The 11,662-nt window shown below is 72.9% G+C and carries 11 protein-coding genes; 1 reads left to right on the top strand and 10 read right to left on the bottom strand.

The genetic code is table 11. The features are described 5' to 3' along the window. Positions 1–26: 26 nt before the first annotated feature. The 6 genes from AB0M47_RS21205 to AB0M47_RS21180 all read right to left on the bottom strand — a co-directional run bounded on the left by AB0M47_RS21205 (position 27) and on the right by AB0M47_RS21180 (position 6,733). On the bottom strand, positions 27–215 hold the full coding sequence (locus AB0M47_RS21205) for a hypothetical protein (RefSeq protein ID WP_363416224.1): 189 nt from the start codon (positions 213–215) through the stop codon (positions 27–29). A gap of 130 nt (positions 216–345) precedes the next feature. Continuing rightward, the gene (locus AB0M47_RS21200) at positions 346–3,027 is read right to left on the bottom strand and encodes a BTAD domain-containing putative transcriptional regulator (protein WP_363416221.1); all 2,682 of its coding nucleotides are present in this window, start codon (positions 3,025–3,027) and stop codon (positions 346–348) included. Positions 3,028–3,182: 155 nt separating this feature from the next. Further along, positions 3,183–3,980: an amidohydrolase family protein gene (locus AB0M47_RS21195; RefSeq protein ID WP_363416218.1), complete on the bottom strand. Its 798-nt coding sequence runs from the start codon at positions 3,978–3,980 to the stop codon at positions 3,183–3,185. Further along, the gene (locus AB0M47_RS21190) at positions 3,977–4,717 is read right to left on the bottom strand and encodes a hypothetical protein (RefSeq protein WP_363416216.1); all 741 of its coding nucleotides are present in this window, start codon (positions 4,715–4,717) and stop codon (positions 3,977–3,979) included. The genes AB0M47_RS21195 and AB0M47_RS21190 overlap by 4 nt, the downstream gene beginning before the upstream one ends. Next, positions 4,707–5,564, bottom strand: a complete 858-nt coding sequence (locus tag AB0M47_RS21185; RefSeq protein ID WP_363416213.1) for a hypothetical protein — start codon at positions 5,562–5,564, stop codon at positions 4,707–4,709. The genes AB0M47_RS21190 and AB0M47_RS21185 overlap by 11 nt, the downstream gene beginning before the upstream one ends. Further along, positions 5,561–6,733 carry a DegT/DnrJ/EryC1/StrS family aminotransferase gene (locus tag AB0M47_RS21180; RefSeq protein ID WP_363416210.1) on the bottom strand — a complete coding sequence of 391 codons (1,173 nt, stop codon included), beginning with the start codon at positions 6,731–6,733 and terminating at the stop codon, positions 5,561–5,563. The genes AB0M47_RS21185 and AB0M47_RS21180 overlap by 4 nt, the downstream gene beginning before the upstream one ends. A gap of 74 nt (positions 6,734–6,807) precedes the next feature. On the opposite strand from AB0M47_RS21180, the gene AB0M47_RS21175 reads away from it, so the two are divergent. Further along, the gene (locus AB0M47_RS21175; RefSeq protein WP_363416207.1) at positions 6,808–8,034 is read left to right on the top strand and encodes a hypothetical protein; all 1,227 of its coding nucleotides are present in this window, start codon (positions 6,808–6,810) and stop codon (positions 8,032–8,034) included. On the opposite strand, the gene AB0M47_RS21170 is transcribed toward AB0M47_RS21175, so the two are convergent. The 4 genes from AB0M47_RS21170 to AB0M47_RS21155 all read right to left on the bottom strand — a co-directional run. Further along, positions 8,031–9,107: a dihydrodipicolinate synthase family protein gene (locus AB0M47_RS21170; RefSeq protein ID WP_363416204.1), complete on the bottom strand. Its 1,077-nt coding sequence runs from the start codon at positions 9,105–9,107 to the stop codon at positions 8,031–8,033. The two genes, AB0M47_RS21175 and AB0M47_RS21170, sit on opposite strands and share 4 nt — an antisense overlap. 17 nt (positions 9,108–9,124) lie before the next feature. Beyond that, positions 9,125–10,141 (bottom strand): NAD-dependent epimerase/dehydratase family protein, encoded by a 1,017-nt coding sequence (locus tag AB0M47_RS21165; protein ID WP_363416201.1) that lies wholly within the window; start codon positions 10,139–10,141, stop codon positions 9,125–9,127. A gap of 77 nt (positions 10,142–10,218) precedes the next feature. Further along, entirely contained in the window at positions 10,219–11,121 is a 903-nt protein-coding gene (locus AB0M47_RS21160; RefSeq protein WP_363416198.1) for a Gfo/Idh/MocA family oxidoreductase, read from the bottom strand. Between the two features lie 35 nt (positions 11,122–11,156). Further along, positions 11,157–11,662 (bottom strand): NAD(P)-dependent oxidoreductase (locus tag AB0M47_RS21155; protein ID WP_363416195.1); only part of this gene is annotated, 506 nt, incomplete at its 5' end.

The raw sequence follows: 11,662 nt of genomic DNA, 5'->3' as shown, positions 1-11,662 counted from the left end.
GGGTGTTCACTGGCCGGTGTTACCGGTCAGCACCACTCCTCGCTGCTGGAGCTCTGGAGGCAGCTGCCGCAGTGCGAGGTGCCGTTGGGGTAGTAGCAGCAGTACTTCCACTTGTTGGTCCCGCAGCACTGGTAGTCGCAGTCGGTGGCCCGGGCTACCGTGTGCGGCGCGACGAGCTCGAGGAGCCGGTCGGCGATTCTGGTGACGACGCGCATCGAACCGTCCTTTCGCGTGTCCGGCGGGCACCACGCCCGCGCGGAGCGGCAGCGGTACGCCGGCCCACACCGTCGTCCGGCCGCTCGCCGCAGCGTGGCGTATCGGTCTGCGTGAATTCTTAATGAAATGTCAACGGTCGATGTATTGGGCGGCGACGCGCTCGCGTACGCCGGTCGCCGCCCGGGTGTCGCCGACGACCTCGTAGTACTCGGCCGCCTGCTTCCAGGCGTCCAGCCCGGCGGCCGTGTCGCCGGCGCTGAGCTGGGTCGTGCCGAGGCGTACCAGGGTCTCCGCGGCGGCGTGCAGATCGTCGGAACCGTGCAGCAACTCGGCGGCCCGCTCGTAACCGGCCACCGCGGCGGCGTACTCGCCCCGGCGGTGGTGGATGTAGGCGATGCTGTCCCAGGCGTGTCCCTCGCCCTGGGCGAATCCCAGCTCGGCGAGAATGCGCTGGGCGCGACCGCAGTCGGCCAGCGCCTGTTCGTACTGCCCGGCCTCGGCCCGCCACCAGCCCGCGGTGTTCAGCGCCCGGGCCTCGCCCAGCTCGTCGCCGGCCCGATGGAACAGCTCACCGGCCCGGGCGACCTGCTCGATCTGGTCGCCCGGCCGAACCCGGCTCATCGGCCCGGACGCGCCGAGGTAGACATGGGCCAGCAAGGCCGGCTCGTCGAGGTCGCGATGCAGCTCGACGGCCCGGTCGAAATGCTGGACCGCCTCGTGGTCCCGGCCCAGCTTCGCGTACGCCCGCGCGATGCTGTTGTGGCAGCGGGCCTGGGCCAGCCGGTCGGCCAGCCGTTCCGCGGCCGCCACTGCGACCGCGTGCACCCGCAGAATCTCCTCCCACTGCCCGCGACGCTGGAGGAACTCGGCGAACGCCCACGCGATCTGCCAGGCGTGGCGATCCTGACCGGCCTTGGTCGCGGCGGCCACAAGTCCCGGAAGCAGGGCGGCTTCATCGGCGTACCACTGGAGAGCGGAACCGGGCGTGAGCGGCTCGATCACCGTGCCGCGCGCGGGGGCCGGGATCGTGAGCCGATCGCGATGCGGATAGCAGAGCGCGTTGGCCGCGCAGGCGGTGTGCAGGGTGTGATCGAGCAGCCGCCGCAGAGCCGCGCGGCGCTCGGGACCGCGGATCTGCTCGGCGGCGTAGGCCCGCAGGAGGTCGTGCAGCTGGAGCCGGCCGGACGGCCGCAGCCCGACGAGGTTGGCCCGATCCAGTTCCAGCACGCCCTCACGGGTGCGGTCCACTGTGGTGGCGGCCAGGCTCGCCGCAGCGGCCAGCGACAGGTGTGGGCCTGGATGGCAGCCGAGATGGCGGAACAGCCGGGCAACCGATGTAGACAGATCGCGATAGGACCGTCCGAACACACCACGAAGGTCCACAGTGGGATCGCTGTGCCGGAAGGGCTCCAGGTTCGCGTCGGCCGTCTGCGACGCCACATCCGACAGCGGCAGGTCCGGATGCGCGGCGAGCCGGGCCGCGACGATCGCCAGGGCGAGCGGCAACCGACCGCAGCGCTGGACGATCTGGCTGGTCGCGGTGGGTTCGGCGGCCAGTCTCGCCATGCCGAGCCGAGCGGCCAGCAGCTGGTACGCGTCCCCTTCGGGCAGGACGTCCAGCCGGATCAGCTCCGCGCCGGTCGTGACGGTGAGGCTGGACAGATCGAGCCGGCTCGTGACGAGGGTCAGGCAGCCGGGCGCGACGGCGAGCAGCGGCCGGACCTGTTCCTCGGACCGTGCGTCGTCGAGCATCACCAGCACCCGGCGTCCACTCAGGATGCTGCGGTAGAGGCCGGTCTGCGCGGCGAGGCCGGCCGGCACCCGATCCGGCGGCACCCCCAGCGCGCCGAGGAACTGCGGGAGGACCGCGCCCGGATCGGCACTGCTCAGATCGGCGTGCAGCCGCCCGTCCGGGAAGCGGGCGGCCTGCCCGGCAGCCCACTGAGCGGCCAGAGTGGACTTGCCGACGCCGGGTTGGCCGGAGATCAGCCCGACCCCTCCGCTGCCGGCGAGCGAATCGAGCTTCGTCAGCTCGGCTGTACGCCCGGCGAACCCGCGCAACGGGCCCGGCACCTGCGACGGGACCAGCTCGGCCGAAGCGTGGTCGGCTCGCAGGATCACCTGATGCGTCTGCCGCAGGACGCTGCCCGGTTCCACGCCCAGCTCGTCGACCAGCGTCCGGCGTACGCGGGCGAAGGCGGCCAGCGCCTCAGCGGTCCGGCCGTTGGCGTGCAGTGCCGCGACGAGCACCGCCGCCAGCGGCTCGTCCAGCGGATACTCCGCGACCAGCGGCGTCACCGCGGCGACGACCGCGCCCGCGTCCCGCTCCGTCGACACCTGCGCCCAGCGCAGCAGCGTCTCCTTGCGTTCGTCCCGCAGCCGCTGGCGTACGCGGTCGGGCCACTCGCCGGGCAGCCCGCACATCGGATCGCCCTGCCAGAGCCGCAACGCCTCGGTCAACGTCGACGCGGGATCGGGCTCGCCGCGGGCGCGCTCGGCCAGTTCCCGGAACCGCAGGAGGTCGACCGCCGACTCCGCCACGTCGAGCAGGTAACCGCCGAGCCGGCCGATCACCGTCCCGTCGCCGGCCAGCACCTCATGCCGAATGCGCGTGATCAGGGTCTGGAGCGTACGCCGTGCTCCGGGCGGCACGTGCTCGCCCCAGACCCGGCCGAGCAATGCGTCGACCGGCACCACCCGGCCGGCCTCCCAGGCCAATGCGGCCAGGGTCAACGCGACCTGCGGCGGGCGTACCGGCCGGACCAGGCCACCGCGTTCCACCTCCACCGGGCCGAGCAGCCGGATCAGCACGGTGGGGCACCCGGGCGCCGAACATCGACGTATGGCACTCCAACAACTTATCCACCCGCCTCACCTCCCGACAACGTCCCAGCTCATCCGGCTTCGCGCGCAGACCGCCGTGGCGTTGATCATGGAGTTGACCACCCCGACACACCGGCGAGACCTCAGTTAACTCCATGATCAACGGGGAGGTGGAAGAGGGCGGCGGCGTTGCGCCAGGCGAGGCGCTCGGCAGTGAGCGCGGCCGGGGCGGTGGGTGCGGCCGGGGCGGTGGGTGCGGAAGGGGTGGTGGGGGCGGCGAGGCCGGAGGCGAGGACCGCGCCGAGGGCGGAGGCCGGGTCGATGAGGGTCGAGTCGGTGCCGAACAGCAGCTGGCGGTCGTCCACTGCCGCCAGGACGGCAGCGATGCGCCCGGCCGGGGCCTGCGACCACGAGGGTTCCAGGTACAGCCGATCGCAGGACTGGGCTGCTTCGATGGCGTACCGATAGCCGTCGGCGCCCATGTGCCCGGCGATCGCCCGCAGCCGGGGCCGATCCACACAGGACTGTGCCAGGTCGAGCACCGTACGCCCCCAGGTGTGCACGAGCACGGGGCAGTCCAGCTCGGCGAGCATCGTCAGGGCGTCCTGGGTCTGCGGCGAGGTGATCGGCGACTCCGTGTAGTCGGTGTGCAGCTTCGCGCCGACGAACCGGCCGTTCCCCAGGTACCGCTCCAGGTCCCGCCGAGCGTCGTCGAGCCGTCGCGGGTTGACCGTCACGTAGCCGTAGAGCCGGTCGCTGTCCGCCAGCGCGGCGGCCATCGCGGCGTTGCCGGAGACAGCGTCGTAGCAGACCGCCTCGGTGGCCGAGACGATCGCGAGGTCGATGCCGTATCGGTCCATGGCGGCCAGGTTGGCCTCGACCGACCCGATCTCCATGGTGAAGAACCACGGACCCCAGTGCCCGTGCACGTCGATGATCACGGCTTCACTCCCAACAGGCGCATCGCGGTGCCGCCGGCGACCAGGGCGATCTCGTCGGCGCTCAACCCGCAGCGGGCCAGTCGCAGCCGGGGCACGGCGGACTCGGCGTACGGGGTGCGCGAGCCGTAGACGAGCCGGTCGACCCCGACGACGGAGGCGACCGTCTCGACCGCGTCCGGCGAGTTCAGCAGCCGCGTCGAGGTGTGGAACCCCGCCTCCTCCCGGGCCGCCACCAGGAAGTCGCCGAGGTGGTAGAAGTGCGTGTCCAGGAAGACCACGGTCGCGCCCAGCCCCGCGAGCGGCTTCCAGAATCGGCGTACGTCACCGCCGGTGAGCAGGACGAACCCCAGCTCGGTGGCCCGGCGGGCGAGGTGCCGGACGGCCGGGAAGTCCGCCTCGGCGTGCTGCTCCTCCGGGAACAACCGGATCGCGCGTACCCCCAGGCCGGCCAGCCGGTCCAGCTCCCGCTCCGCGCCGAGCGCGTCGCGCAGGTCCAGTCCGCCGACCGGCGCGAAGCCCGTCGCCAGCACCTCGTCATTGCCGCTTCGCACGTCGAACAGCGCCGCGCGCAGGCTCGCGACCGCCGCCGCTTCGGTGTTCGCGTCGCGCAAGACCGCGCCCAACTCAGCCGGGTCGGTGATCCCGCCTTCCTTCCCCGGGTACGCACCCAGCAGCGCATCGACATCGAAAGTGATCCGCAGCTGCGCCAACTGCGCCGCGATCTGCCTAAAGGGCACGGACTACCTCCAGTACTCGCTCGCGTTCGCCGGCCGGCAACTCCGGGCCGTGCGGGTCGACGGCGTACTCGGGTGGGATGCGGCCTTCGGCGGCGGCCACCCAGAGCATCCGCTGCACGTAACCGTCGACGGGATCGCCGAAGATCGTCTCGGCGTACCGGTCGAAGGCGGTGGTGTCGCCGATCTCGCCGGCGAGGGCCGCCCGCAGTACGCGGGCGGTCGCCGGTACCGCGGCCGCCGCGATCCCGACCAGCGCCGCCTGTGCGCCCCAAGCGACCGACGGCACGAACATCAGGTCCTCGCCGGTGATCGCCAGCCGGTCGGCGGCGGCCGTCGCCGTGATCGCGTCCTTGCAGGCGGCGTCGTCGCGGAGCAGCGCGACCTTCAGCCCGGCGACGCCCGGCAGCTGGACCAGGTCGCGCAGGACCGGCAGCGGATACGGCCGCAGGTAGAGGTCGAAGGCGAGCAGCGGCACGCCGGCCGCCTGCCACAGCGCCTCGTGAAAGGCGACCGCCTCGTCCGGCGCGGGCGGGAAGACGAGCAGCCCGTCCGCGCCCAGCTCGGCGGCCCGTTCGGCCTGCCGGACGTCGGTCACGCCCACGATCACCGGTACGCTGGTCCCGAGCGCGATCCGGATCACCTCGTCGCGTACGGGGTCGGGTTGGAACGGACCCCGGCCGGTGTGGGCCAGCACGGCCAGTCCGCCGGCCCCGTCGGCGGCCAGTCCGCCGAGGTAGCCGGCGAGGACCCCGGCGTCGAGGCCGTCCGGCCCGGTCGGAGTGGCGGTCGCGGCGACGAGCTGCCCCCGCAGCCGATCCCGCAGCTGCGCCGCCCGGCTGTCGATCATCTGAACGCTCCCCGGATCGCGTCGGCGATCGCGTCGACATGGTCGTCGGTGTAGTTCTCGTTCCAGTCGATCACGATCAGAGTCTCGTCGATCATGCGCTCGGCGACCGGGCAGGCGCCGCGCCCGTACCGGGGTTCCCGATCCGCGGGCGGACTGGTCAGCGGGAACCGGGAGCCGCCGTAGATGGGCGCTTCGGTCAGCGCGGGCGCGCAGTGCAGCCCTTCCTGGAGGTAACCCGCCCGCGCCGGGATGCCCGCCGCTTGCAGCTTGGCGGCGGCCTCTGGCGCGCCCCCGTCCGGCAGCACCAGCGGGAACAGCCACCAGGCATGACTGTCCACATCGGCCGGCGGTACGCGTACCGGCAGGTCGCGGAGCGCGTCGAGCAGGCGCCGGGCGGTACGCCGCCGGTCGGCCAGCACCTTGGGCAGCTTGGCGAGCTGCGCCCGGGCGACCGCTCCGGCCAGCTCGGTCATCCGGTAGTTGAGACCGAAGCTCACGTGGTGCCGCCCGACGTCGCGCGGCCAGCCCTTGTCGGCGAACAGCCGCATCCGCCGGGCCAGGTCGGCGTCGTCGGTGAGGGTGAGCCCGCCGTCGCCGCAGGTGATGTGCTTCCACTGCTGAAGGCTCAGACAGCCGATCGACCCGGCGGTGCCGGCGAGCCGCCCGTTCGGCAGCTTCGTCAGCCAGGCCTGGGCGCAGTCCTCGATCAACAGCAGCCCGTGCCGGTCGGCCAGCTCCCGCAGCTCGGCGACGGGCGCGGGCGCACCGAACAGGTGAACCGCCAGGATCGCCCGCGTACGCGGCCCGATCGCCCGCGCCACCGCGTCGACGTCGAGGTTCCCGGTGAACGGGTCGACGTCGGCGAAGACCGGGACGGCGTTCTGCGCCAGGATCGGGGCGACCGTGCCGAAGTCGCTGATGGGCGAGGTGATGATCTCGTCACCCGGATCGGGTGCGGCGGCCGCCACCGCCAGGTGCAACGCGGCCGTCCCCGAGCTGGCCGCGACGGCGTACGCGACGCCGTGGAGGTCGGCCACCTCCCGTTCCAGCGCCCGCACCTCGGTGCCCCAGACCGAGCTGAGCATGCCCGAGCGGAGCACCCGTGTGACGGCGGCGATCTCCTCGTCGCCGAGCGTCCGGCCGGCCGCGTCGGCCATGCTGGGGAACATTGTGACCTCCCGGGTCATACGAAATACCGGACCTGACCGTAATCTGGTAGTGCTGCGAACGGCAAGGAGGACCGGTGGCGATCGAAATCGGCGTGGTAGGCCCGCACGACCTGGTGGACGACGTCGCGGCGACCTGCGAGGAGCAGCCCGGCGTGACCGCCCGGCGGCTGGACTACGACCACGAGTCCCAGGCGCCCGGTCTGGTCGCCGCCCACGACGCGCACATCGGGGCCTGGCTGTTCACCGGCATCGTGCCGTACACGCTGGCCAAGGAGGCCAAGGCGGCGTCCCGGCCGGCCGCGTTCGTCGACTACACGGGCGCCACGCTCCTTCAGGCGGCGGTACGCCTCCTGCGCGACGGGCACGACCCGACCCGGATGTCGGTCGACACCCTGCCGAACGCCGACGTCGCGGCGACCCTGATCGAGGCGGGACTGCCGGTCGACCGGATCAAGGTGCTGCCGTACCGGTCCGGGCTGACCTCGGACGACCTGGTCGCGTTCCACAAGCGCAGCGCGCGGGGGCCGCAGGGCACCACCGTCGCGGTCACCTGCGTCCGCTCCGTCTACGAGGCGCTGCACGCTCACATGCCGGTGCTGCGGCTCGCGCCGTCGACCCACTCCGTGCGTACGGCGTTGCGGCAGTTGCTCCTGACGGCGGACAACCAGGCGCACGAGGACGCCCAGATCGCGCTGGGGCTGGTCGAGGTCTCCGGCGAGGACGAGGGACTGATGCGGGAGGCGGCCACCCTCGGCGGCAGCGTCGCCCGCTACACCGGCGGCACGCATCTGCTGGTGACCACGCGAGGTCCGCTCGCCGACGCGACCGCGGGCTTCTCGGCGCTGCCGATGCTGCGGCGGCTCGCCGACCGGCATGAGACCGTCCGGGTGGGCTTCGGTCTCGGCCGCAGCGCCGCCGAGGCGGAGAGCCTGGCCCGCCGGGCCCTGTCGCGGGCCCGCCGGATCGGCCCGGTCGCGGCCGTCCTGTCGTTGCGCAGCGACATGGACGTGGTGCTCGAATCCGAGGCGCCCGCCCGCGCCGGCGGTGGCACCACCGCGGCGGTGATCGCCCAGCGGGTCGGCCTGTCGCTGTCCACACTGGAGCGTCTGCGCGAGGTCAAGGCGGCGGCCGGGGCCGAGCCGCTGACCACCCGCGAGGTGGCCGAGCAGCTGGGCGTCCAGCAGCGGACCGCCCGGCGCATGCTGCACCGGCTGGAGCTGGCCGGGCTCGCCGAGCGGCTGGGCCACCTCCAGTCCGGCGCGAGCGGCCGCCCGCTCACCCTGTACCGGCTGACCCTCTAGGCGAGCCATCGGTCCAGGTTCGCGGCGACGAACTCGTCGTCGTTCAGATGCGGGTACGCCGCCCAGATCCGATCGATCTCGTCGAGCTGGCCGGGGGAGAGGTCCTCGGCGGGGTCGAGACACCAGCGCCCGGCCAGCAGGCCCTGGCGGCGCAGGATCTCGTGGATGCCGGGGATGCAGCCGTGGAAGCCGTGGGCGGCGTCGAAGATGGCCGCGTTGGCGTCGGTGAGGTGCCCGTCGAGGCTCAGCAGCCGGCGCAGCGCCACGTCGTCGCCGTGCCGGGCGGCGCGGGCGTCGGCGAGCAGCTCGACGGCCCGGTGCACCCAGACGGCCCACTGCCCGAGCAGTCCGCCGACGAACTCGACCTGCACCGACCGGCCGTCCACGCGTACGCGGTGCGGCGTGATCAGGTCGGCCAGGATGTGGTCGTCGTTGCCCGTGTAGAGGGCGAGGTCGCCGATGCGGCCCGCGCGCACCACACCGTGCAGGACATCGAGGGTGCGGTAGCGGTCGAACGGCGCGACCTTGATCCCCGCGACCGAGTCCAGCGCGGCCAGCCGAGTCCAGTAGTCGCGGGACAGCGTCCGCCCGCCGACGGCCGGCTGGAGGTAGAAGCCGACGACCGGCAGCACCTCGCCGACCGCGCGGGCCCGCTCGATGAGCTGGTCCTCGTCCAGTTCGGGGGTGGGGGAGAGCAGCACGAGGTGGTAGCCGAGCGAGGCGGCCAGTTCGGCCTCGGCGACCGCCTGTGCGGTCGGGCCGCACGCGCCCGCAATGAGGACGACCTCGCGGCCCGTGCCCTTCGCCGTTTCAGCGGCCAGCTCCAGCACCGGCGGCAGCAGCCCGACGGCCGGATCGTGGATGGCGAACTGCGTCGTGTGTACGCCGACCGCCAACCCGCCGGCCCCGGCGTCGAGGTAGTAGCGGGTGAGCGCCCGCTGGCGGCGTTCGTCGAGCGTCCGCCGCTCGTCGAGGGCCAGCGGATGAGCCGGGATCACGCAGCCGCGCCGGAAGGCGTCGAGCGCGGTCTCGGCCGCAACCGAAGTCGACGTGGTGGAGGTTTCGGTGAGCACTTCTTCCCCGTTCGTGGTCAGAACTTGCCGTCGCGCGTCTGGAAATGGGTCGGCTTGCCGAGCAGCGGCAGCCCCTCGACGACCCAGTCGGCGATGAAGTCGAGCAATTCGGCGAGCGGCACGTCGGGGTAGCCGAACAGGCCGTGGCAGCGCTGGGCGTTGGACAGCAACGCCGAGGGGGACTCGGTCCCCGTGAACCGGACCTCCCGGCCCAGGCGCGTACCGAGGTCTAGCGCGGCCTGGCGGACCGAGACCGTCTCCGGCCCGGTCACGTTCAGCACGAACGGCGGTACGCCGGTGTGGTGCAGCGCCCGCAGGGTCACCTCGTTGGCGTACCCCTGCCAGACGATGTTGGCGTGCCCGGTGGTCAGGTCGACCGGCTCGCCGGCGTGCACCGCCCGCGCGATGTCCACCAGTACGCCGTACCGCGTCTCGACGGCGTAGTTCAGCCGGATCAGCGCCGTCGGCGTGCCGTGCTCGTACGCGAAGTGCGTCAGCACTCGCTCGCGGCCGAGGCAGGACATGGCGTATTCGCCGACCGGGTCGACCGGGGTGTCCTCGGTGCAGCCGCCGGAGGCGACCGGCACGAGCGGGTAGACGTTGCCGGTGGACAGCGCGACCAGGCGCGATCCGGCATAGCGCTGGGCGACCCGCCCCGGCAGGTACGCGTTCGTCGCCCAGGTCGCGTATTCGCGCCCGGAGGTGCCGAACTTCGCGCCCACGAGGAACAGGACGTTGGCGGCGTCCGGCAGCGCGGCCAGGGCCGCGTCGTCGGCGACGTCAGCCGGGATCACCTCGGCCCCCTCGGATCGCAGCGCGTCGGCCAGACCGGGTTCGGAGAAACGGGACACCGCGATCACCCGGGCGCCGGTCCCGGCGGCGGCCACGCCCCGCAGGGCCAGCCGGACCAGGCTCGGGCCGAGCTTGCCGCCCGCACCGAGGATCAGCAGGTCGCCGTCGAGCTTGCGCAGGTCCTCCACGAGCCCGTCGCGCGGCCGCGACAGCCGTTCCTCGAGTTCCGTCAGCGATCGCATGGCGCTCCCCTCAACCGATTAACGGTCCCGACCGTAACCTCAGTGTGTGGCTGCCGTCAATGGGAGCCGAAAGTTTCCTACCGGGTCATCGCGCGAGCGGTCGCCAGGACCGACAGCACCGCCCGGGTTTCGGTCCAGCGCACCGGACTCGGCTCACCCGCGACCATGCTGAGGAACGCCGCGATCGTGCCCCGATAGCCGAGCGCCGTCTCGGGATCGTCGCCGCCGGTCAGGGTCATGGTGTGCGGACCTTCGGCCGTCTCCACCGTCACGGCGTACGCCTCGTCGTCGGTCACGCCGAGCACCTCGATCGCGCCGACCGGGCCACCCGGCCAGCCCAGCGCGATGAGCCCGGTGTCCTCCGAGCGCAGCGACCGATAACGGCGGACGGCCGAGACCGCGCCCGCCACGGTCACCTCCGGGCCCAGCAGGGCGACCAGCAGTTCGACGCCGTGAATTCCCATGGTGACCAGGGTTCCGCCACCCTCGGCGGGGTCGTCCTGCCACGGATTGAGCCCCTCGGCCCACGGCTGGACCGAATGTCGCACCGTCGCGCGTACCGAGAGGATCGCGGCGGGGTCGCCGGCGTACCGGGCACGGAACTCCTCGAACTGAGGAGCGAACCGCAGGACCGAACTGGACAGCACCCGGTGCGGCGCCCGGGAGACGACCGGATCCAGCACGGCCAACTGCCGGGCCGTCGCCGCGGCGGGCTTGTTCACGAAACACGGCAGGTCCCGGTCGAGCACCGCGGCCAGCGCCGGAGCGACCTGCGGCGTCGGCACCGTCAGCACCACCCCGTCCGGCTTCGCGTCCAGCAACGCCGTCAGGTCGTCGAAGACCTCGGCGTCGGGATGCTCGGCCCGGAAGCGGGCCAGTCGCTGCGCGTCGGGCTCCCATACCGCCAGCGCCGACCGGGCGGCGAGCGTACGGGCGTCGGTGTAGGGGTGGCTCGTGGCCAGCCCGGCGAGAGCGATCACGGTGCGACGCTACCTGCCCGCCCGAGCCTGGTCGATCACCCCATCCGGGCCAGGGCCGCCGGGGTGACCTCGTGCTCCAGCGGCCGGCCGCCGAGGAACCGGGTGATCTCGCCGATCACGATCTCGCCCGCCCGCCGCCGGGCTTCCAGGGTGCCGCCCGCCTCGTGTGGAGTCAGGAGCACGTTCGGCAGCCCGCGCAGCGGATGGTCCACCGGCAGGGGTTCCTCGTCGAATACGTCCAGCGCCGCGTCCACGTGCTCTGTGCGTACCAGTCGATAGAGAGCCGGCATGTCCACCAAGGCCGAGCGGGCCGTGTTGACCAGCACCACGCCGGCCTGGAGCAGGGACAGCTCGCGGACGCCGAGCATGCCCCGGGTCTCGGGGAGCACGGGCGCGTGGAGCGCGACCACCCGCGAACCGGTCAGCAACTCGTCCAGCGGAACCACCCGCACGCCCAGCTCGGCGGCCTCGGCCGGACCGAGATAGGGGTCGGTGACCACGACCCGGGCGCCGAGCGCGCGCACCAGCCGGACGTAAGCCC

Origin of the sequence: Hamadaea sp. NPDC051192, from assembly GCF_040682475.1 — a bacterium.
Lineage (GTDB): Bacteria > Actinomycetota > Actinomycetes > Mycobacteriales > Micromonosporaceae > Hamadaea > Hamadaea flava.
Note: the sequence above shows the minus strand (reverse complement) of the source record. Positions and strands in the feature narration are given on the sequence as shown.